The sequence below is a fragment of the Cryobacterium sp. TS_SC_7 genome, from assembly GCF_056156285.1.
In genome coordinates this window covers 2,271,125-2,292,564 of record NZ_CM149589.1, presented here as the reverse complement: position 1 = coordinate 2,292,564, position 21,440 = coordinate 2,271,125, and the positions used below count along the sequence as shown (strand labels likewise).

General features: G+C 68.5%; 16 protein-coding genes. 4 read left to right on the top strand and 12 right to left on the bottom strand.

All coding sequences use genetic code 11. From position 1 onward, the window contains the following. Positions 1–58: 58 nt before the first annotated feature. The 6 genes from AC0J5J_RS10525 to AC0J5J_RS10500 all read right to left on the bottom strand — a co-directional run bounded on the left by AC0J5J_RS10525 (position 59) and on the right by AC0J5J_RS10500 (position 9,042). On the bottom strand, positions 59–1,483 hold the full coding sequence (locus AC0J5J_RS10525; RefSeq protein ID WP_474897901.1) for an alpha/beta hydrolase: 1,425 nt from the start codon (positions 1,481–1,483) through the stop codon (positions 59–61). A gap of 33 nt (positions 1,484–1,516) precedes the next feature. After that, positions 1,517–1,720: a hypothetical protein gene (locus AC0J5J_RS10520; protein ID WP_474897900.1), complete on the bottom strand. Its 204-nt coding sequence runs from the start codon at positions 1,718–1,720 to the stop codon at positions 1,517–1,519. A gap of 96 nt (positions 1,721–1,816) precedes the next feature. After that, a complete protein-coding gene (locus AC0J5J_RS10515; protein ID WP_134423778.1) occupies positions 1,817–2,083 on the bottom strand; it encodes a WXG100 family type VII secretion target in 267 nt (88 codons plus the stop codon). A 126-nt stretch (positions 2,084–2,209) separates the two neighbouring features. After that, entirely contained in the window at positions 2,210–6,745 is a 4,536-nt protein-coding gene (locus AC0J5J_RS10510) for an FtsK/SpoIIIE domain-containing protein (protein ID WP_474897898.1), read from the bottom strand. Then, positions 6,742–7,539 (bottom strand): hypothetical protein, encoded by a 798-nt coding sequence (locus AC0J5J_RS10505; protein WP_474897896.1) that lies wholly within the window; start codon positions 7,537–7,539, stop codon positions 6,742–6,744. Before AC0J5J_RS10505 ends, AC0J5J_RS10510 begins: the two co-directional genes overlap by 4 nt. 78 nt (positions 7,540–7,617) lie before the next feature. Then, positions 7,618–9,042, bottom strand: a complete 1,425-nt coding sequence (locus AC0J5J_RS10500) for a DUF5684 domain-containing protein (RefSeq protein ID WP_474897894.1) — start codon at positions 9,040–9,042, stop codon at positions 7,618–7,620. A gap of 606 nt (positions 9,043–9,648) precedes the next feature. Here AC0J5J_RS10500 and AC0J5J_RS10495 point away from each other — a divergent pair. After that, a complete protein-coding gene (locus tag AC0J5J_RS10495) occupies positions 9,649–11,109 on the top strand; it encodes a DUF222 domain-containing protein (protein ID WP_474897892.1) in 1,461 nt (486 codons plus the stop codon). 258 nt (positions 11,110–11,367) lie between these two features. Continuing rightward, complete coding sequence (locus AC0J5J_RS10490; RefSeq protein WP_474897890.1) at positions 11,368–12,693, top strand: O-acetylhomoserine aminocarboxypropyltransferase/cysteine synthase family protein; 1,326 nt, start codon at positions 11,368–11,370, stop codon at positions 12,691–12,693. 35 nt (positions 12,694–12,728) lie between these two features. Here AC0J5J_RS10490 and AC0J5J_RS10485 read toward each other — a convergent pair whose 3' ends face one another. From AC0J5J_RS10485 to AC0J5J_RS10475, 3 genes are all read right to left on the bottom strand, one after another. After that, a complete protein-coding gene (locus AC0J5J_RS10485; protein WP_474897888.1) occupies positions 12,729–13,910 on the bottom strand; it encodes a MalY/PatB family protein in 1,182 nt (393 codons plus the stop codon). 147 nt (positions 13,911–14,057) lie between these two features. After that, positions 14,058–15,356, bottom strand: a complete 1,299-nt coding sequence (locus tag AC0J5J_RS10480; RefSeq protein ID WP_134424581.1) for an ABC transporter permease — start codon at positions 15,354–15,356, stop codon at positions 14,058–14,060. Next, on the bottom strand, positions 15,353–16,090 hold the full coding sequence (locus tag AC0J5J_RS10475) for an ABC transporter ATP-binding protein (protein ID WP_134424582.1): 738 nt from the start codon (positions 16,088–16,090) through the stop codon (positions 15,353–15,355). Before AC0J5J_RS10475 ends, AC0J5J_RS10480 begins: the two co-directional genes overlap by 4 nt. Before the next feature lie 294 nt (positions 16,091–16,384). On the opposite strand from AC0J5J_RS10475, the gene AC0J5J_RS10470 reads away from it, so the two are divergent. Beyond that, positions 16,385–17,680 carry a sensor histidine kinase gene (locus AC0J5J_RS10470; RefSeq protein WP_474897886.1) on the top strand — a complete coding sequence of 432 codons (1,296 nt, stop codon included), beginning with the start codon at positions 16,385–16,387 and terminating at the stop codon, positions 17,678–17,680. Beyond that, positions 17,677–18,342, top strand: a complete 666-nt coding sequence (locus AC0J5J_RS10465; protein ID WP_474897885.1) for a response regulator transcription factor — start codon at positions 17,677–17,679, stop codon at positions 18,340–18,342. Before AC0J5J_RS10470 ends, AC0J5J_RS10465 begins: the two co-directional genes overlap by 4 nt. Before the next feature lie 24 nt (positions 18,343–18,366). Here the strand turns inward: AC0J5J_RS10465 and AC0J5J_RS10460 are convergent, their stop codons facing one another. The 3 genes from AC0J5J_RS10460 to AC0J5J_RS10450 form a co-directional block, all read right to left on the bottom strand. Continuing rightward, positions 18,367–19,176, bottom strand: a complete 810-nt coding sequence (locus tag AC0J5J_RS10460; protein WP_134424585.1) for an ABC transporter permease — start codon at positions 19,174–19,176, stop codon at positions 18,367–18,369. 9 nt (positions 19,177–19,185) lie between these two features. After that, entirely contained in the window at positions 19,186–20,124 is a 939-nt protein-coding gene (locus tag AC0J5J_RS10455) for an ABC transporter permease (protein ID WP_241972728.1), read from the bottom strand. A gap of 73 nt (positions 20,125–20,197) precedes the next feature. Beyond that, positions 20,198–21,388, bottom strand: a complete 1,191-nt coding sequence (locus AC0J5J_RS10450; RefSeq protein ID WP_134424587.1) for an extracellular solute-binding protein — start codon at positions 21,386–21,388, stop codon at positions 20,198–20,200. Positions 21,389–21,440 lie beyond the last annotated feature (52 nt).

Here is a 21,440-nt window from a genome sequence, read left to right as displayed (position 1 = left end):
GCCCGTGAGAAGGAGCGATAGGGCGAGCACGACGAATGACGCCGCTCCGATCGGGCGCTTAGCCACGAGACGCCTCGTCTCCCAGCCCGAGGTTCACCAGAGCCGCATTGTTCAGCGACGTCGTATTGCGATCCAGATATCCGTTGAACCAGCTGTCCTCTCCCATTTGCAGATCATGAACGTTGGTCACGCTGGTCTCCCTCTCGTCGACGATCTGATGGTCTGAGCTCAGTCTTTCAGCCCCGAAGGACTCCCAGTACGCTCCCTCACGGCCGCTTCCGATCAGGCCGAGGCCGGCCGCCGGCAGCGACTCGTACGCCTGGATGGCGTAGACGCTGCCATCCGGCACGTTCAGGCCGTCGGCACCGCCGATGCTCGTGGCGATGCCGGCCGAGCCGATCGCGACGAAGGCGTCCACGATGCCCTCGGGAATGTCGGCGAGCGCATCCGCGGCCATCGTCGACCCGTACGAATGGGCGTCCACGCTGAGGAATGACCCGTGGTCTTCGTGCCCCGGCCCCCCGTTGTACGAGGCGTCGTAGCCGAGAAGGGCCCGCTCGAAAACGACCGCGCCCTCGCTGGCCCGCTCACCCTTGAAGACGTCGAGGTCGGTGAGACTGGCCATTTCGGGTGCGTCGTAGGCCATCCACGCGACGACGGCGACTCCCCCGGTCAGTCCACGCGCGACCTGCAGGGAACGCTCTTCCACGTAGAGGTCGCGAGCTGCAGCGGTCAGATCGCGTGGCGTCCCCGCCGAGTTGCTGCCCATGCCGGGGGCCAGGAACGTGGCGTAGGCGGCCGTGTCGAGGTTGCCGACGGAAATCGCTGCCAGGGGTGGCGGGCCGGCGGTAAAGCTGATCAGCTGATAGACGCTCTGTGTGTGCTGCCCGACGGCCGTCTTCACAGACTGGAGGTAGTCGAGGTCTTCGTCGTCACCGGATGCCTCGGCAATCCCGATCTGACGGTCGAGTTCTGCTCGATTGGCCTCAGAGCGCGACGTGTAGTCGACTCCCTCGAGATTCCCCACCAGTTCCGGATGCCCCACGACCAGGGCGCGCTGCTCCTCCTCCGACAGGGCGCGCCACCAGGCTGCCACCACGACGGGATCAGCGGTCGGGTCCCCCGCGTAGGCGGCGAGGGCCGCGGCGGGCGTCTGCGACGCCGGGTGGCCCGCTGCTGACGCGATTGCGCCGCCGTCGCTCGCGGCGCGCTGCTGCGCGATCTCGCCGGCGAGGCGATTGACGAGTTCTTCCGCGTGGACCCGAGCGGATTTCACCTGCGCGGCCGCCACGGCCAGGCCGGCCAGCGCCCACGGCGCCAGAATCGGGCTGCCCGGGAGCAGTCCGTAGCCGAGCGGATTGGCGGACGCCTCCCGGGCCCGCCGCATGGTCGTCAGCGCGCCGTCCAGTTCCGCGATCTGGCTGCGCAGAACGGCGACCCGCCCCTCGACCTCGTCGGGATCCATGCCGATGTGGTGCCCCATTCGTTCCCCCCTCGAATGCCGCTGACCCGCGCGTCAGAGCGTGATGAACGCCACCGAGTCGACGATCCCCGCGGCGGTCTGCAACGGCGCCCTGACGGAGTTCCGCCAGTCGTCCTGAAAACGGTCCGCGTCCTGCCCGGCCCACAGGCCCGCATCCGCCAGCTCAGCGGCCGTGCGGCTCAGTTGCGCTTCCGCATTCCGGATCGCAGCCGCAGCACTGCTCAATTCACTCTTCATGAAAAGCATCACAACCCCCTGAAACACACGTCGATCACACCGGTACGAATCAGCGGGGTGGCCGGCCGAAGCCGACCACCCCGCTCACTGCCGGGTCTAGGACGAAGCGGTGCGCTGCTGCTCGGCGTTGCCGCGAGCGGTCATGGCGGCGTCGCGCAGGGCGCTGGAGACGCTGCGCAGGCTCGAGGAGAGCTGGCCGTCCCAGTCGCCTTCGAAGCGGCTGCGGTCTGTTCCGACCCAGGTCGTTCCGCCGAGTCGCGCCTTGAGCGCGGAAATCAGGTTCTCGATGTCGCTCGCCTTGGTTTCGAAGTCCTGCGCGAGGGCGTCGACTTCTTCCGGAACCTGTCCAATAAATCCAGCCATGATCAGACCTTTCTCTCTCTTCTTGGAGACCCCCCACAAAACAGGATCTGTCGTTGCTACAACCTCACACTAGCGAGCCGCGGCCGTGCCGCGCGATGGGGAGAACTCCCCAGAACGGTCACCGCGCTAATCCGCCTGCGCGGTCTGCACCTTGCGCACCCGCCCGGCCTCCACGAACCAGCCTCGCCCGGGCGGGAATTCGTTGCGCTTGACCCGGGGGAACGATGTCTTGAAGAGCAGGTCACCCTCGTGCTGGTCGGGCTGCAGCGCGAACCCGCGGCGGCCGCTGCGCAACTCGTTGGTGAGCGGCCAGGACTGGGTCCAGGTGCTCGTCTCCGATTCGGCGATCACGAAGTGGCTGTTGCGCCGCGCGGCCTTGATCAGCGGGATGAGTTCGGTGTCGACCCCGGTGCCGAGGTAGTCCGACATCGACTCGATCACGATCGTGTAGGAGTTCCCCGCCGTCTGCGGCTCGCTGACAGCGGCGAGCAGGTCGCGTGCGAGGGCGATCGAGGCCTCCGTCGTCGTCGCCGTGCGGAACCAGTTGCCCAGCTGGGCCAGCGGTGATCGGGCGTTGCCGAAATAGACGCACCGGCTGTGGGGAGCGGCCGAGGCCACGCTCGCCAACAGTGCGAGGAGCAGCGAGGTGCGCCCGCTCGACGGCGGCCCGGAGATCATGAACACCCCCGACGGCTCGATGCCCACGGGCTTCAGCGTCTCGTCGCTGATACCGAGTGGAATCCGGTTCGGCACCGAATAGCCGAGGTCGGACAGCAGCACCGAGTCCGTGAGCCGTTCGATGGGAACGGCCGTGACCCGGCCGCCGTAGCGGAGTGTCTTGGCGAGTTGCTCGATCGCCTTGGCCTGCAGAGCCACATTGGGCGTGCCGCCGAGCACTGCGATCTGGGTGACGAGCCCGTCGATCACGGCCCGGCCGGGCGGGGAAGCCGCCGTGAGCACATCCGTTCCCACATCGAGCATGGCGTAGTCGTTGTCGTCGGCAAGCCGCAGGACCACCCGTCGCTGAATGGATGCCGCGACCGCCGGCGACACCGACCCGGGGCGGTCGGCCGTCACCGCCGCGTGGATGCCCACCTGGCGGCCGTCCGAGAGGAGCTGCTGGAAGGCGGTGAAGATGTTCGCCGCGCCGGTGTACTCGTAGTCCTGCCGGAAGGCGGCCATGCCGTCCACCAGCAGCAGGATGCGCTGCTCCTCGGTCTCGCCGGTGAGCGCCCGGTATTCGGTGATGGTGCTCGCCCGTGCCCGGGCGTACCGCTCGATGCGCTCGTCCGCGATGGCGCGCAGCATGCCGAACAGGCGCACGATGCGCTCGGAGTCGTCGCCGTCGATCACCGATCCCACGTGCGGCAGCTCCTCCAGGACCCGCAGGCCGCCGGCCGTGAAGTCGAGGGCGTAGACGACGACGGGCCCACCCTGGGGAGTGACCCCGGCCGCCGCGGCGAGCGTGCGCAGGGCCACGGTCTTTCCGGATGCCCCGGCGCCGTAGATCGCCACGTTGCCGTCCGTGTCGGGACGGAAGTAGATCGGGTGCTGCTTCTGGTTCGCGGGGTCGTCGGCGACGCCCAGCAGCAGTGCGGAATCGGTGCGCTGATGCAGCTTGGCGAGGTCGTACACGGGTGCCAGCTCGTCGAGCCATGGTTTGCGCGGCGCGGGGAGGCTTGCCGCCTCGAAGGCGGCGGCGATGTTCGCCACGAGCCGGGCACTGTCGTTCGGACCGGTTTCATCGGCCTCGGTTTCGGTGCTTCCGGCCGGGCTCTCCCAGACCCGGGCCTGGCCGAAGCCGAGGTCGGTCACGTCGATCCGCGCCCGCGGCTGAACTCCCGCGGTCCAACCGCCGGCATAGCCGGACTGGAAGGGCGTGAGTCGCCCGGGACCCATCTTGACGACGGCCCGGCCCGGGAGGCTCGGGTCGAAACCCGCGGCGATGCTGGACCCGATCACATCCGTGCTGTCGGCGTCATCGGCCATGCGGAGGGCGACGCGCAGGTTCGTGTTGGCGCGGAGGTTGTCTTTGATGACGCCGGCCGGGCGCTGGGTGGCCATGATCAGGTGGATACCGAGGGAACGGCCGCGCTGGCCGATGTCGACGACGCCGTCGACGAACTCCGGCACCTCGCCGGCGAGGGCCGCGAACTCGTCGATGACCAGCACGAGCGCCGGCGGGCACTCCGGGTCACCCTGCTTCTCGAGTTCGATCAGGTCCTTGACGCCCTTCTTATTGAAGAGGCGCTCCCGGAAGTGGATCTCGGCGCGCAGGCTGGTCAGCGCCCGACGCACCAGGTGCGGGCTGAGGTCGGTGACGAGCCCGACGCAGTGCGGGAGGTGCACGCACTCGGCGAACGCGCTGCCGCCCTTGTAGTCGATGAAGAGGAAGGTGACCCGGTCGGGGCTGTATTCGGCGGCCATGCCCAGCACCCACGCCTGCAGGAACTCGCTCTTGCCGGATCCGGTGGTGCCGCCGACCAGGGCGTGCGGGCCCTGCGTGCGCAGGTCCAGGTGCATCGCGTCGGGGCTGCCCTGCCCGATCAGGGCACGAAGCGTGCCGACGTTGCGCCGGGCGGTGAAGGGTGGCAGATGCGTCGTGCGGTCGTGCATCGATTCGTTCTGCAGCCACCGGTCCACCACGGCGCCGGGGGTGTGCGCGAGTTCGTCGCCGAGAATCTGCACGAACGACACAGCCCGCGGCAGGTCACTCTCGTCGGCAGAATAGGAGCCGCTGTCGGTGACCGGGGCGAGCGAACGGGCGAATTGCGCCGCGTGCGCGGGGTCGATGACCTGCACGGCCACGTCGGTGAGGCAGACTCCCTCGCGCACGTAGCTCACGGTGGCCCGGGTGCCGGTCGCATCGACCTCGACGAAGGTACGGCAGATGCCGGGGAGGTCCGCGGCCGTGGGTGCCACCCAGATCGGGTAGACCCCCACGTCGGCTCCGCGCTCCAGCAACTGGATCAGGCGTCCGCGGTCGGCGGGGACGTCACCGGCGACCACGACGAGGATGACCGGCAGCGGCACCGGAGTGTCCTTGTCCCGGCCCAGACCTGACGTCTTGGCGATGCCGCTGGTGGAGTCCTCGAAGTCGATGGCGTGCAGGGTCGCCCCGGTGACGCCGGCCTGGGTGCTGGACCGGGCCTGCACGATCTCCTCCAGGGCCGAGAGCAGCCGCAGGCCGGCCGGCACGCTGTCGGCGAGCGGCCAGGCCGCCACCGGGCTCTGCGCGCTGGTCGCGTGCGGAAGCCATTTGATCCAGTCCAGGTCGACGGTCACGCGCGGGTCGATCAGCGCGGTCACGACGAGCTCGGCCGGCGAGTGCAGGGCTGTCGCCTGCACGATCAGCGACGAGGCGTAGCCGATCGACTCGTCGCGCGAGCCGGCGACGCCCAGTCCGCCCGCGATCGGCAGGCTCTCGATCGCCGGCACGCCGTCGATGTATTCGAACCGGTCGACGAGCTCGTCGACCATCGCGTCGTACTCGGGCAGCGACGCGTCGTTCGCGGAGCGCCGCTCGACCTGCGACCGCGACGGCAGCCGGCCGATGCCCAGCCGCAACGTCAGGAAGGACCAGTGCTCCGGGCGCCGCACCCACAGCATCCGTTCGCGGCCCTGGGCCCCGCGCACGACGTCGGCGAGGTCGGGCGTCTCCTGCAACCGCACCCGACGCTCGTTCTCTTCGCCGTCGAGAAGCGTGGCCTCGAGGTCGGCGAACTGGGTTCGAAAACGCGCGATGGCGCGCTTCAGCTTGCGCCTGCGCTCGGATTTCGAGTTGAAGTAGTTGCCGAGCAACAGGATCGGGGACAGCGCGACGAAGACCACCGAGAGGATGCTCTGGGTCACCACGTAGAGCACGACACCGATCAGGAGCGGGGCGATCAGGACCAGCCAGGGCAGCCCCTGACCGAATTCCTCGACCGGGGAGGCCGGTGCGGTCAGCTCGAGCCCGGGGAAACGTTCCTCCCGGCGCGGTGACCGGTTGAACGCCCGGGGCGCGCCGACGCGCTCGCGCGGGCCGGCATCCGTTTTGGGTTTGCCCACCGTGACGACCTCGATCACGCTCTCGCCGAGGGTGAGGCGACCACCGGCCACGAAACTCACCCGGGCGACGATGCCGCCGTCGACGGTCAGCCCGTTCGCGGAGTTGAGGTCGACGAAGGTGACCATGCCCGGTTCGACTTCGATCCGGGCATGGCGCTTCGACACCATGCTGTCGTGCAGCACGATGTCGCAGCTGGAGTCGCGGCCGATGATGAGGCTTCCCGAAGCGACGAGGAAGGCCTCGCCCTGCGCCGGCCCGGAGATGACGCGCAGGTCGGCGACGAGATCGACGTCGCCGAAGGCGATCTGGCCGCGCGAGGCGTCGAGGTCGGCCACGGAGACCGCCAGGCCGGACCCGATGTGGGCCTCACCGATCACGCGTGACGGGGAGAGGAGCTCGGCCTCCGCGGCACCGGGCCGGTGGATGCGCAACGTCTGCGCGGTGCCGCCCGACTCGGTTTCGGGGTCGAGCGGCACCGCTCCGGCGGGGCGCTGCGGATCCTTCTCGGCGATGGCGCGGGCGATGTCGCCGAGGGTCGCATTCGGTTCAGCCGTGACGAGGATGTCGTCGCTTGTGCCGCCGGGACGAAGCAGGGTGAGTTTGAGCCTCATGGTGCGATGATCCTTTCGGGCACGCCGGGGTGATCGGTGGAGCCGGTTTGATCGGTGGAGCCGGTTTGATCGGTGGAGCCGGTGAGAAGAACGTCGAGAAGGTCCAGGTCGTCGACCGTGACGAGCTGCACGAGGAGGGCGTGCTCGACGAGCCGGGCTTTGCGGTTGGAGGCGAGGTTTCCGACACCGCCGCGCAGCCCCTGGATTCCGAACCGGTCCAGCCGGTCGCAGACGTTGTCGAGTTTGCGGTTGAACGTCGTGACCGGCCAGCCGAGGCGTTGCGCCGCGACCGCAGAGGTCGGAATGCCGCTCACCCCGGAGTCACGTTCCCGCAGAAGAGGTTCGCAGAGAGCGACCAACAGGAGTTTCTGCGACGCCGTGAGGCGAACGTTGCCGACGGTGTCCTCGCCGACGGCGGTCGCCCTATCGGTCGACCGGTACTGGAAGGTCGCGGAGGGGTTGCTGACCAGCACGTCGTAGCTGGTCGGCCCGGCCGTGAACTGCAGCAGGGTGTGCGAGAAGACAATCGGAACCCGCGTTCCCGGGCCCAGCCGGGCTTGGAAAGAGCCATCGCCGGCGGAGAGGCTCACGCTCATATGCTGCCCGACGTTGGAGATCCACCACACGCCGGCCTCCACCTCGAGGCACAGGAACCGCCGGTGCAGGTACTTGTTCGATTCGATGGCCAGGTCGCCCTCGCGCCCGATAGTGAACGAGCAGGTCGGGTCGAGGTCGTACACGATACCGTCGTGCTCGATCTGCAGGCCCCCATCGACGCCCGGCCTGCTATCCACGGGCCTGCTCTCCACGGGTCTGGTGGCCACGGAGCATCCGCCTGCGACCGGCAACCGGAGACCGGTCGAGTGATGCGGTCATCGCGCGCCCGTCCGGAGGCTGATGCCATAGTCGCCGAGCAGGAAGGACTGCTCGATCACGGTGGGTGTTCCCGTGCTGATTTCGGTTTCCTCACCGGCGGGAGAGGTGACGCAGACGCCGTTGGTGGATGCCAGGTCGGTGATGAACCAGCGTCCGTCCACGTTTTCCAGCCGGGCATGCGTTTTCGAGACGGTGCGGGCCGGGTCGTTCAGCGACACCAGCTGGGCGGCGGGGCTCGTGTGGTCTCGCACCGGTGCTCGGCCGAGGAGGATGACGGTCTCGGTCAGAGCGGTGGTTCCACCCGTGCTGAAGTCCAGGTGCCACATCGGGTGTCGGCGTGGGGAGATCACCGTTTCCTCGATTCCGGGGTCGGAGTCGAGGCCGGGAGCTGTCGGGGCAGCAGCCTGCGCGGGGGCCTGAGCCGCCAGACCAGTGGATGCTGCCGCGAAGGGATGCGCGACAGGGGCAGGCACCGCTCCGGCCGCGCCGCTGGCCACTGGGCCCGGGGGCGCCGACGTCGTCGTTGGGGGAGCCTCGCTCACCGGCGTGTCACCCACCGATTGCGCGGGCGGCAGGGGCTGCATGCCGACGACGGGCGGTGCGGTCCACGCAACCGGCCCGGCGGCTTCGGCGGCGGCCGGGGCGCTGACCGTGGCTCCCGGAACGCCGGCTGGCGCGGAGGCTGTCCCCGTCGCCCATGCGACGGGGACTGCAACCTGCACGGGTGCCGGTCGGCTGGTCGGAGCAGAGAACGGCACCGGCGGAACGGGCGCGAAGGCCGCCGTGGTCGGAGACGAACCAGCCCGGGCGTCCTCCGCGGGACGGTCCCAGCTGGCCGCGGCTGACGGCGCCGGCGGTGTGGCCGGAGGAACGAACGCGGGAGGAACGAACGCCGGAGGAACGAACGCCGGAGGAACGAACGCGGGAGGAACAAAGGCGGGCACGACGACCGGAGAGCCGGCGACCGCTGACGATCCCGGCGCCGGGTTCGGGGCCGCGGCGACGTCCGACGCGCGACCGGTGAGCGGCGCAGCCCCCGCGGCAGCCGGGTTCCAGGTGGCCTTCCCGAAGCCGAGGATCAGGACCCAGACCGGGGATACCAGAATCCCGAGAACGGTGAAACCGCCGCTCCGGCCGAACCCACGGTTGATGTTGTTGAGGGCGAGGCACAGGATGACCGCGCCGACGATGTTCACCCCGGGGATGAGCAGAGCAATGACCCAGAGCGCCGGGTAGCCGCCCAGTTGCAGGAAAGTGATCGTATTGAGCACCGGGACCCAGGCCCTCCAGCCCTCGAGGTCGGCCTTGCCGAACATCCGGGACAGCCCAAGGGCCGTGACAACGTAGACCGCGATGGATGCCACGCTGCTGAGCAGAAGCATGACCCCGAGCGCGCCGACGAGAGCATCCGTCTCATTCATCGCCGGACCTCCTCGGAGAGAACCGGTCGCGGCGGTGTGTCGGTTCCATGATGATCGTGCCTTTCGGACGCGCCTGAGTCAGACGAATGACTGGAGAAGTGCGGGCACCGCGCGGCGGGCATCCGTTGGGGCGGCACCGACGGCTGCGCGAGGGTCGTTGCCCGGATTCGCGGCGCACACACACGAGTCTTCAGCATGTCGTCCCCCCAGACCGGCCACCGACGGGGGCGTCAAAATAAAGATATCAGCCCGATTTCGCGCTGACGAGAGGTTTCGCCCCTCACACCTGCATATTCCCGCCCTCCGGCCCACCCGTCGAGTCCCACCCCCGGTGGTCGAGCCCGTCGAGACCCGGTGGTCGAGCCCGTCGAGACCCGGTGGTCGAGCCCCACCCCCGGTGGTCGAGCCCGTCGAGACCCGGTGGTCGAGCCCCACTCCCGGTGGTCGAGCCTGTCGAGACCCGGTGGTCGAGCCCCACTCCCGGTGGTCGAGCTTGTCGAGACCCGGCATGCCGACCCTGATCATTTAGAACACGACTTCGAAAACTAGCTCACTAATATGTGACAGACTCTCGACTACGCGTACTATTCCTGATAACCTCAAACCATGACCACCACCGCAGATGACCTCAGGCAGGCAACGGATGCCGTCGCCCGCCTGGGCTCCTCCTGCGCCGACTATGAGGCCCTGCCCGACGCCGAGGTGCTGGCCGGTCAGAGGCAGATCGCGGCCGCCCGCCGTCTGCTCGACACCCGCTCCGCCTGGATGGCGGCAACCATCGCCCGCCGCTCTCGGCCCGAGCTCGGCCATTCGGGTCTGGCCGCGCAGCAGGGCTTTCTTTCGCCCGAGGCACTGATCCAGAACTCGACCGGCTCGACCAAGAACGAGGCGTACAAGCTCGTCGCAGTCGGCACGATGATGGCCGACGCCGAAGCGGCGGAGAAACTCGTCGAGGCGGCTGTGGAGTCGCCCGATGCGGATCCCGCCGCGGTCGCGGAGTTCGTGGCGAAGGTGCCGTGGCAGGCAGCGATCGCCCGAGCCGTCACCGACGGCAGCCTCTCGGTCGATGCGGCCGAGTCGATCCGTTCCGGCCTCGGCCAGATCGATGCCGCGGTCACTGCCGAGAAGCTGGGCACCGCCCTCGAGGCGCTCCTCGTTGAGGCCGCGTCGCTGAATGTCGACCAGGTCTTCAAGCTCGCCCGGCGCCTGCGCGACCAGCTCGACGAGGCCGGCATCGCCGCCCGGGAGAAGCAGGCTCACGACGACCGGTTCCTGCGCGTGTACCGGCTCGGCAACGGCAAGGTGCGCCTGCACGGCCTCTTCGCTCCGGAAGACGGCGAATTCGTGCTCTCGACTTTCGACTCCATCACCAGCCCTCGCCGCGGCGGGGTGCGGTTCGTCGACAAGGAGAAGGCAGCCTGGGCCAAGCGCGTCCAGGATGACCCCCGCAGCACCGAGCAGATCGCCGCCGACGCCCTCGTCCAGCTGCTGAAGATCGCCGGTGAGGCCGACCAGGGCCGCGTCTTCGGCGGCCGCCGCCCCTCGGTGCGGGTCATCGTGACCGAGAAGGCCCTGAAGCCGGGACAGCCGGCCGCCCCGGAGACCGCCGAAGCAACCGAAACCCGCGAAGCCGCCGCCCACGGTCAGATCGAGGGCAACCCCGTCCCGATCTCGCAGGAGACCATCGACCGGCTTCTCTGCGACACCGGAACCCGCGGCATCCAGATCGACGACACCGGCCAGATCATCAACGTCGGCCGTGACGAACGACTTTTCACCGAAGCACAACGCGCCGCAATGGGAGTGCGTGACGGCGGCTGCCGCTGGGTGGACTGCGATCGATCACCCGCGTGGACCGAAGCGCACCACATCAACGAATGGCTCGCCGACAACGGGTACACCGACCTCGCCGACGGAATACTCCTCTGCCACCCGCACCACCTGCTCCTGCACAACCAGCACTGGACGATCATCCGCACCGGCAACGACTACTGGCTCAAGCCACCCGTCGACGTCGACCCGGAACAAACCCTGATCGCACTGCCGAGTAAGAGGGCCACTCTGTAAACCGTCGGAAGCCGACCTCGGGCCAACCCGGCAAACCGGAAGCCGATCCCAGGCCACCCGGCATACCGGAAGCCAATCTTGAACGTTCTCCACGCGCAGTCCTTGATGTCTTTGCTGCTCTTGGCTCTTGGCGCTTGGCTCTTCGCTCTTCGCTCTTTCTTTTTTCGACGTGCTCGTGCCCAGCGGCGCGGGACTGCTGCGTTTCGCTATGTTGCGGGCATCCGAGAGGGAGGTCAGCGACTCAGCTAGCCTGCCCCCATGCCCACCTCGCCTGAACTGTGCCTTGATTTCGAAACCCGCCAGATCCACGCGGGCGAGATGATCGATCCCGGTTTCGGTGCGCGGGTCGGTCCGATCTATCAGACAGCCGGCTACCTCTTCTCGTCGTTCGACGATGCCGAGGCCCGATTCTCAGGTGCCACCGCGGCGAGCGTCTACTCCCGCAGCGAAAACCCGACGAACGCGGCTGCCGGCCGCCGACTGGCCGACCTCGAAGGCGGTGTCGCCGGCATCGTCGTGGGCAGCGGACAGGCCGCCATCGCCGCTACCCTGTTCGCCCTGGCCTCCAGCGGAGACCACATCCTCGCCACCGAGAACCTCTACGAGGGCACGAAACAGCTGTTCCTGGGCAGCCTCACCCGCCAGGGTCTGCGGGTCGAGTTCGTCCCCGAGTCCGCCAGCGACGCGGACTGGGCCGAGCGCGTCACCCCGCGCACCCGCGCACTCTTCACGGAAACAATCCCGAATCCCAAGAATCAGGTCGTCGACCTCGAACGCCTGGCCGCCATCGCCCACCGGGCCGGTGTCCCCCTCGTCGTCGACAGCACCGTGGCCACCCCCTACCTCTGTCGGCCCATTGAATGGGGTGCGGACATCGTGATCCACTCCACGTCGAAGTGGCTTGCCGGCCACGGCGCGGTGATCGGCGGGGCCGTGATCGACGGCGGGCGCTTCGACTGGGCTGCTCACTCCGACCGTTTCCCCCAGCTGACCACGTCGCCGCGTGCCGGAGTCTCCTCCTTCGTCGACCGGTTCGGCACCGCCGCCTTCCTCGCCTACCTCCGCACCGTCACGGTGCTCGAATACGGTCCGACCGTGCCACCCACGAGTACATTCCTCTTACTGCATGGGATCGAAACCCTGTCGCTGCGCATGGAGCGCCACGTCACCAATGCCCAGCAGGTGGCGGAGTGGCTCGAACGGCATCCGCTGGTCGCCGGGGTCGACTACCCCGGGTTGCCGTCGAACGCCTTCCATGAGCGGGCGAAGAAGTACCTGCCGAAGGGCTCCGGATCCGTCGTCTCCTTCGACCTCGCCGCCGGGCGCCCCGCTGCGAGACTCTTCATCGATGCGCTGCGGCTGATCAGCAACATGACGCACATCGGCGACGTGCGCACCCTGGCCCTCCACACCGGCAGCACCATCCACGGCCGACTGACCGAGCCCGAGCGCCTGGCCGCCGGCATCACACCGGGACTCATCCGGCTGTCGATCGGCCTGGAAAGCGCCCGCGACATCATTGCTGATCTGGAACAGGCCCTGGGCGCGGTACACCGCGGCACGGATGCCCCGGGTCACGCCTGAGGGCGCGATCCCCCGCGATCTGACTGCGGCCGAGGTCAGGCCACGTTCGCGAGCGAATCACGGGCGGCGCGAGCCACGAGCTCGGTGATGCGCTGCACGGCCTCGCGGAGCGTGTCGGGCGAGCAGGCCAGGTTGAGGCGGGCGAACCCGATGCCTTGTCGGCCATAGGTCTGCCCGTCGTTCAGGGCGACCCGGGCTTCGTTCAGGATGCGCGCGGCCGGCTGTTCACCCAGACCGAGGCCGCGCAGATCGAGCCAGGCCAGGTACCCGGCGCGGGGGCGGTGATAGGTGACTCCGGGCAGGGACTCCCGGAGCAACTCGTCGAGCAGTCGGTCATTCGCGACGATGTGGGCGACGGCGTCGTCGAGCCAGCCCGTACACGAGTAGGCGGCGACGTTGGCGTGCAGGCCGAGGATGCTCGTGCGACAGGCCACCTCCTCGGGAAGTCGATCGAGAAGAGCCGCCGTGACGTCATCGCCTGCGACGATCAGCGCGCACTTGGCTCCCGCCAGGTTCCAGCCTTTGCTGGCCGAGGTCACGCAGACCGAACGCGCTCCGGCCCGCTCCGCGAGCGGCGCGAAGGGCGTGAACGTGACCCCGGGGTGGGTCAGCGGAGCGTGCACCTCGTCGCTCACGACGAGCACACCGTGCAGGGCGGCGATCCGGGCCACGGCGGCGAGGGTGTCGGCCCCGAAAGCGATGCCGACCGGGTTGTGCGGGTTGCAGAGCAGGAACACATCGGCTCCGGCGGCGAAGGCTGCCTCCAGCCCCACCAGGTCGAGCGCCCAGTCACCGTCGACCTCGCGCAGGGGCACCTCGACAACGTCGGCCCCGGCCTCCTCGACCAGCTCGAAGAACGGCGGATAGACCGGCGGGGTCACCACGACGCGACCGCCGTTAGGGAGGGCCAGGCGCAGCGTCTCGACGATGCCGACGCTGACATCCGTTGCAATGTGCACGCGGCGGGGGTCGACCTGCCACCCCCACCGGCTGGCCGCGAACTCGCCGAAGGCGGCGGCGAGCGGCCCGGGGCCGTCGAGGTAGCCGACGTCGGAGGCCTGGATGCGGGCCACCAGCGCCTCCACGATGGGGGTCGCCAGGGCGTAGTCCATCTCGGCCACGAACAGGGGCAGCACGTCGGCCGGGAACCGGGTCCATTTGATGCTGCTGCGATTGGAGCGGATGCTGTCGAGGTGAGGGGTGTTCACGAGGGCCATACCTCAGCCTGTCGGTCGGGCGAACGGATGCCCAGAGCCGTCGTCACGAATCGTCACGATCCCCGGGCCCGTTCTCGCTCCCAACGGCGAGGGGCCCGCACCCGCGTCAGCGGATACGGGCCCGGGCCCGGGTCCGCGAGCCGGCGGCTACTCGTAGCGGAGCGACTCGATCGGGTCCTGCCGTGCCGCGCGCAGGGCCGGGATCGTACCGGCCAGAAACGCCAGCCCCATCACCACGAGGATGATCGTGGCCAGCGAGGCGGGATCGAAGGCCACCAGGGTGAGCCCGGGCAGGTCGGCCAGCAGCGTGTCGGCCAGCACCGCATTGGCGCCCATCCCCGCCAGCATGCCGATGCCGACACCGATTGCGCTTCCCATCAGGCCGATGAACACGGCCTCCAGGCTGAACAGGCCGAAGATCTTGCCGCCACCCAGGCCCATCGCCTTCATCAGGCCGATCTCCCGGGTGCGTTCCTGCACGCTCATCAGCAGCGTGTTGACGATGCCGAAACCGGCCGCCAGAAGAGCGATCACGGCGAAGGCGTTCAGTACCAGCACGATGCCGTCGATGACGGCCTTGAACGAGCCGATCTGGTCCTCTACGGTGGTGCCGGTGTAGCCCAGGTCGGACAGGCCGGCCTTCAGGGTGGTCAGGTCCTCCTCGGCGCCGGTCGGATCGAACCGGACCACGGCCTGGGCATAACTGTCCTTGCTGCTCTCCGACAGGCCGACGCTTTGGGCGTCGTAGAGGGCCTCGGTGAGTACCTCGTTGGCCGTGAACGCCGTCGATCCGGCCAGGCCTTCCTCGGAGACGCCGACGATGGTGGCCGCCAGCTCGGATTGGGTGCCCGTGACGTCGGTGATGGCGAGGGTGAGCGTGGCACCCAGGGCGTCGGCGTCATCCGTGAAGCCCAGGGGCGTGACGAACGAGACCGGCACGGCGACCTCGTAGTCGCTGCTGTCCGAGTCGGGCTCGGCGCCCGCCGCGAGGTCCAGCGCCATGCCGGGGATGAAGCTTCCCACATTGGCCTCATAGGCGGTGCCGGCGGCGACCTGCACGTAGTCCGGGCTCACGCTCAGCTGCGGTTGCACGGAGAGAACGCCGTCAACGGCGCCGATCGCGTCGAGGTCGTCCGTGGTCAGGGCAATGAGGCTGAACCGGGGAGCACCGGGCGGCGAGTTCGGAGAATCGACCGCCACCGCTGCGGGATCGTACTCGACTGGACCCTCCGAGCTGTCTTCGGCCGCCTTGGTGACCGTCAGGACGTCGTCGGCGCCGATCGAGGCCACGGTCGTGTCGATGTACTGGTTGATGCCGGTGCCGACCCCGCTGGTGAGCGTCAGCGTGAAGGCACCGATGAAGATCGAGAGCACGGTGAGGATGGTGCGGGTCTTGCTGCGCAGGCTGTTCTTGACGGCCGAGCGGATCAGGTCGACGGCGTTCATGCGCGCACCTCCGAAACTGTCGATGCGGCGGCCGGGGTGGCCGGCACCGCGTGCAGGCTGTCGGTGATCAGGCCGTCACGGATGTACACCCGCCGGTCGCAGCGGGCAGCGAGGTCTTCGTCGTGCGTCACGATGATCAGGGTGATGCCCTTCTCCCTCTGCAGCGAGAACAGGATGTCCTCCACGACCGTGCCGGTGGCGGAGTCGAGGTTTCCGGTGGGTTCGTCGGCGAAGATGACGCTGGGGTTGTTCACCAGCGCCCGCGCGATGACCACACGCTGCTTCTGGCCTCCGGACAGGTCGGTGGCCTTGTTGCGTGCCTTGTCGGCCAGGTCGAGCTGCTCGAGCACGGCCATCCCGCGGCGTTTGCGTTCGGCGCCCCCGACGCCGGCGATCTGCAGCGGCAGCGTCACGTTGTCGAGCACGCTCGTGTTGGGGGTCAGGAAGAATTGCTGGAAGACGAAACCGAAGGTCTCGTTGCGGGTCTGGTTGACGACCCGGCCGGAGAGCCCGCTGGCGTCGCGGCCGCTGAGCTCGACGGACCCGGTGCTGGGGTTGTCGAGCAGCGCCAGCAGGTGCATGAGGGTGGACTTGCCCGACCCGCTCTTGCCGACGATGGCGATCGATTCGCCCTGCTGAATGTCGAGGGAGACGCCCTTGAGGGCGTCGAACCGGGTGGCACCGCGGCCGTACGACTTGTGGATGTCGCGAGCGGCGAGAACGGGGAGGGACATGGGTGAGTTCTCCTGGTTACTGCGTGATGGTGGCTGAGTGGGTGGTTGGCGTGCCGGCCGGACCGGCTCACGTCGAACCGGTCCAGCGGCACACCTCCAGTGTCGACGGGCACGCGGCGCAGGTCGTCGCCCCTACGTGGCAACCTGGCCGTACCGCGCCGGGCCCGGTTCGACCGGCTGTGGAGGCCGGCCTACCACCACCGCAGTACGCCGGGCACCCGCGCCCGCGGGAGGACAGCGTGCGGCTCGGTTGACAGAATGGTGTCGAGTCCGATCCTCGGGCGGGAGGACAACATGCCGATCCAGAGCGACCACGTCCCGGAGGGCGACCGCAACTTCACTCCGCTGTCCCGGCTGCCCGTTTGGCTGCGCGACACCATCCTGGTGGTGTTCGTGCTGGGTCCGAGCTTCGCCACCCACGACCTCGGTGGCGCCGCGACGTCGAGCGTCGGGGCCGCACTGCTGGTGCTCGTCTCGGCCGGCTCAGTCCTGCTGCGCCGGCGCGCGCCGCTCGTGGGGGCATCCGTCGCGGTTGTCGCCTGCGTGCTCGGCCTCGCCATCGACGGGTCCATTGTGACCCAGCTGTTAGCGGTTCTGATCGGGGTTTTCGGTGTGGCCCGCTGGGTGGGGAGGCGCACCTCGCTGATCTTCTCCGGCGCGACGGTGATCCTGCTGTCGGTGGCCACGGTGGCCTTCCTGGACACCCCCTGGAACGACATCCGCACGCTCTTGCAGCTGGCCGCTTTCGTGGGATTCGCCACCGCCGCCGGCGACGCGAATCGCTCGCACGCCGCGTACATCCGGTCGATCACCGACCGGGCCCGCCGTGCCGAGGAAACCAAGGAGTCCGAGGCGCTCGGCCGCGTGGCGGAGGAGCGCCTGCGCATCGCCCGCGACCTGCACGACCTTCTCGCCCATCAGATCGCGGTGATCAATCTGCACTCCAGCGTCGCTTCGCAGGCACTCCCCGACCGACCGGACGACGCCGAGAAGTCGTTGGCGACCATCCGGGAGGCTGCCCGCGGCGTGCTGGGCGAGATCGGCAGCCTGCTCAACGTGCTGCGAGCACCGGATGCGGGTGGTCCCGGCACCGGCACCGCGCCCGTCGCCGGGCTCGCCGACCTCGAAGCGCTGCTCACCGACTTCGAGCGCAGCGGTCTGAGCGTGGAGCACCGGGTCGTCGGCACGCCCCGGACGCTTCCCGGTGCCGTCGACATGGTGGCCTTCCGCGTGGTGCAGGAGGCCCTGACCAACGCCCACAAGCACGGCGCCGACCGCTCCGCGCTGCTGCACCTGGACTACCAGGCGGCGGGGGTGGAGATCGTGGTGACCAACACGGTGGACACCACCGGACGCGCCGGATCGGCCGGCGCGTCGAGCCGCACGGCGGACGGTTCCGGCCACGGTCTGCTCGGCGCACGTGAACGCGTGGGATCGGTCGCCGGCCGCCTGACCGCGGCCCGGGGGCCTGGCCCGGTCTTCCGATTCACCGCCTGGTTGCCGACCGGCGGAGACCCAACCGCCGATCCGACCTCCGCCACAGACCCAGCCGCGGCCGTTGCCGCACCCCGAACGAATGGTGCCTCATGATCTCCGTGGTCCTCGCCGACGACCAGTCCCTGATTCGCACGGCCGTGGCGGAACTGGTGTCGCACGAGGAGGGCTTCACGGTGGCCGGGCAGGCCGGCAACGGGCGCGATGCCGTGGCCCTGGTTCGGGAACTGCGCCCCGATATCGTGCTGATGGACATCCGGATGCCCGTGATGGACGGCATCCAGGCGACCGCGGCCATCTGCGCCGACCCTGCGCTGGCCGGAACCCGGATCATCGTGCTGACCACCTTCGAAGAGGACGAGTACGTGCTGCAGGCCCTGCGAGCCGGAGCGAGCGGCTTCGTCGGAAAGGGCACGGAGGCCCGCGACCTGATGAACGCCATCCGCACCGTGCACAGCGGCGACGCGCTGCTGTCGCCACGGGCCACCAGGGCGCTCATCGACCGTTACACGGCCCCGGCCGAGCGCCCGTCCCTCGTGGCACCGGCCGAGCTGGCGCTCCTCACCGACCGGGAGCGGGAGATCCTGCTGCTCGTGGGCCGCGGCCTCGCCAACAGCAGGATCGCCGACGAGCTCGTGATCTCCCCGCACACCGCCAAGACCCATGTGAACCGCATGATGACCAAGCTGGGCGCGCACGATCGCGCCCAGCTGGTGATCATCGCCTACGAGTCGGGCCTGCTCGTGCCCGGTTCGTGAGCCGGGACGCGTCGCCAGGACCGGTCAGTCTTCCTCTTCAGCCCGCGAGAGCCGCTGCGACACATAGACGGGGATGAACGAGGCAAGGATGATGACGGTGGCGACCACGTTGACGACGCTGGCCTCGTTGGGGCGGGCCATCTGATTCATGATCCACAGCGGCAGCGTGTCCACTCCCGGCGGTGCCGTGAAGATGGTCACCACCACCTCGTCGAAGCTGAGGGCGAAGGCCAGCAGACCTCCGGCCACGAACGCGGTGCGGAATTGGGGGAAGGTGATCAGCTTGAAGGTCTGCCAGAGCCCGGCCCCGAGGTCCATCGAGGCCTCCTGCAGGTTCGGGCTCATGCGCCGCAACCGGGCGAGCACGTTGTTGAAGACCATGACCATGCAGAAGGTGGCGTGGGCCACGATCATGCCGAAGTACCCGATCTGAATGCCGATCGGTTCGAGGATGTTGTTGTACGTGTTGCTCAGGGCGACACCCGTCACGATTCCGGGCAATGCGATCGGGAGCACGACGAGCAGGTTGACGGTCTGCTTGCCGAAGAAGCTGTACCGCTGCAGTGCGAACGCGGTGAGCGTGCCGAGCACCAGCGCCAGCGCGGTGGCACCGAGGCCGACGACGATCGAATTGAGCAGGGCTGCCCGAATGGGCTCGCTGGTGAAGGCGACCACCCACCAATTGAGCGAGAAGTCCGTCACCGGCCACGTGGCGATCCGGGCGGCGTTGAACGAGTTGAGCACGACGAGGGACAGGGGGATGTACATGAACACGAGCACGACGCCGACGATGGCGCCGAGGCCGATCTTGGCGCTGCGGGTGAGTCTCAGCATGGCGGGCTCCTACATCCGGTCCAGTGCGCCGGTCTTACGAACGGCGAACAGGTAAACCAGCACGAAAACGATGGGAACGACCGAGAAGGCGGCCGCGATGGGCGGGTTGAGGTTGATGTTCGAGGCGATCACGCTGCCGATCATCTGGGTGGAGCCCCCCACGAATTTGGCGGCAAGGTAGTCGCCGAGGCTGAGCGAGAAGGTGAAGATCGAACCGGCGATGAGGGCGGGCTTGAGCAGGGGTACGACGACGGTGCGGATGGTGGTCCAGCTGCGCGCACCCAGGTCGGCCGACGCGTCGAAGAGGTTGGCCGGGATCTGGCGCACCGCGGTGTAGACGGGCAGGGCCATGTACGGGAACCAGAGATAGGTGAGAGTGAGGACCACGGTCGTGTAGCTGAATCCGGGACCGCTGAGGCCGAGGGGTTCGAGGGCCGAGTTGAAGAAGCCGTTCTCGGTGAACGTGATGCGCATGGCGAGGATCTTCACCAGGTAGCCCGCCCAGAGGGGCAGGGTGATGGCGACGGCCAGGAAAGCACGCAGCCAGGGCGACGCCACCTTGGCCATGAAGATACCCAGCGGGATGGAGAACACGACGCTGAGGATCGTCACCAGCAGGGCGATCGACAGTGTTCGCAGCGAGGTCGAGAGGTAGGCAGGGTTTTCGACCAGCCGCACGAAGTTGTCGAGGGTGAAACCCGGGATGACCTTGGAGGTGAACGGGTCGGTGCGCCAGAACGCGGTGATCAGGAGCATCACGAGGGAGAAGATGTAGACGCCGACGAGCCAGGTCAGGGGCAGAGCCAGCAGCCCGAGCAGGCGAAGCCGTGGACTGCGGTGCAGCCGGGTCGAGAGCGGCTTGCTGCCGGCGGGCTGGACCCGGCCCGGGCCGGGTGTCGTGACGCCGCCCGGCTCGGCTGGCGTGACGCGGGGCACTGTGCTGGTCACGGTGATTCCTTCGGTGCTTGCGGATGCGGGTGGGGGCCGGTGGGGCCCCGGTCGGGGCCCCACCGGAAGGTGACTAGCTCTTGACGGTGAGCCAGGCATCCGTCCACTGCTGGAAGTTGGTGCAGGTGACGTCGGTACGTCCGTCGATGCACTGCTCGAGCGGAGTGGTCCAGAACCAGACGTTCTCGAAGTACTCCTCGTCGGTGGCGTGGAAGTAATCGCAGTGCGCTGCGGCCTCAGCGCTGGTCTCGCAGAAGGCGCCGTTGGCCGGGGCCATGCCGAAGCCCATCGCGATCGCGCCGTTGACCTCGGCGGAGCTGGTGTAATCCATCCACAGGTAGCCGCAGTTGGGGTTCTTCGCCTCGGCCGAAATCATCCAGGCGTCCGACCAGCCGGTCGAGCCCTCTTCGGGCAGCACGCTCTTGAACTTCTCGTCCTCGGTGAGCTTGCGCAGGATCTCCCACGAGGTGCCCACGACGGACGTTCCACCGGCGTACGAGGTGATCTGGGCGACCGGGTCGGCCCAGTACTCGCTGACGATCCCGTTCTGCGTCTTGAGCAGCTCGATGGCGGCGTCAAGCTGCTCCTGGTCGAGCGCGTACGGGTTGGTGATGCCCAGATCGGGTTCGTGCGTCATCAGGTAGACGGCGGCGTCGGCGATGTAGATCGGGGCGTCATAGGCGATGATCTCGCCGGCATAGGGGCTGTCTTCCTCCCACACGACGTCCCAGCTGGTGGGTGCCTCGGTGACGACCTCGCTGTTGTACTGCAGGATGTTCGCACCGCGGCCGATCGGAACGCCGTAGCTCTTGCCGTTGATCGTGTCGTAGATCTGGCCCTGCATGCCCTTGACGGTGTCGTCGCCGAAGTTGGGGATCAGGTCGATGTTGATCGGTGCGACGTCGCCGCCGGCGATCAGGCGCAGGCTCGCGTCGCCGGAGGCTGAGACGAGGTCGTAGTCTCCGGTGCGCATGAGCGTCACCATCTCGTCGCTCGTGCCGGCGACGCGACGGTTGACGGCGCATCCGGTTTCTTCGGTGAACTGGTCGGACCATGCCGGCTCGACGAATCCGCTCCAGGCGACGATGTTCACCTCGCCCTCGGCCTTGCCCAGCTTGTCCATCATGGGCACGTCGGGAACGTCGATGTTCAGGCCGCCGGCAGACGTGTCGCTGTTCGCCGTGTCCCCGGTGCCGCTGCAGCCGACGAGCACCAGCGTTGCCGCTGCCATCATCGCGGGAAGCAGCATGTACTTCTTCTTCATGGAACTCTCCTAGTGATTCGTGGTGCAGGGTTGGTGTCGTGAGGGTCGTTCG

Bases quoted from the DNA above. Each gene is read 5' to 3' on its own strand.
- AC0J5J_RS10460 (WP_134424585.1), bottom strand. From the start codon at position 19,176: ATGCTGAGACTCACCCGCAGCGCCAAGATCGGCCTCGGCGCCATCGTC.
- AC0J5J_RS10490 (WP_474897890.1), top strand. From the start codon at position 11,368: ATGCCCACCTCGCCTGAACTGTGCCTTGATTTCGAAACCCGCCAGATC.
- AC0J5J_RS10465 (WP_474897885.1), top strand. From the start codon at position 17,677: ATGATCTCCGTGGTCCTCGCCGACGACCAGTCCCTGATTCGCACGGCC.
- AC0J5J_RS10495 (WP_474897892.1), top strand. From the start codon at position 9,649: ATGACCACCACCGCAGATGACCTCAGGCAGGCAACGGATGCCGTCGCC.
- AC0J5J_RS10470 (WP_474897886.1), top strand. From the start codon at position 16,385: ATGCCGATCCAGAGCGACCACGTCCCGGAGGGCGACCGCAACTTCACT.
- AC0J5J_RS10485 (WP_474897888.1), bottom strand. From the start codon at position 13,910: ATGGCCCTCGTGAACACCCCTCACCTCGACAGCATCCGCTCCAATCGC.
- AC0J5J_RS10450 (WP_134424587.1), bottom strand. From the start codon at position 21,388: ATGAAGAAGAAGTACATGCTGCTTCCCGCGATGATGGCAGCGGCAACG.
- AC0J5J_RS10480 (WP_134424581.1), bottom strand. From the start codon at position 15,356: ATGAACGCCGTCGACCTGATCCGCTCGGCCGTCAAGAACAGCCTGCGC.
- AC0J5J_RS10475 (WP_134424582.1), bottom strand. From the start codon at position 16,090: ATGTCCCTCCCCGTTCTCGCCGCTCGCGACATCCACAAGTCGTACGGC.
- AC0J5J_RS10520 (WP_474897900.1), bottom strand. From the start codon at position 1,720: ATGAAGAGTGAATTGAGCAGTGCTGCGGCTGCGATCCGGAATGCGGAA.
- AC0J5J_RS10525 (WP_474897901.1), bottom strand. From the start codon at position 1,483: ATGGGGCACCACATCGGCATGGATCCCGACGAGGTCGAGGGGCGGGTC.
- AC0J5J_RS10510 (WP_474897898.1), bottom strand. From the start codon at position 6,745: ATGAGGCTCAAACTCACCCTGCTTCGTCCCGGCGGCACAAGCGACGAC.
- AC0J5J_RS10500 (WP_474897894.1), bottom strand. From the start codon at position 9,042: ATGAATGAGACGGATGCTCTCGTCGGCGCGCTCGGGGTCATGCTTCTG.
- AC0J5J_RS10515 (WP_134423778.1), bottom strand. From the start codon at position 2,083: ATGGCTGGATTTATTGGACAGGTTCCGGAAGAAGTCGACGCCCTCGCG.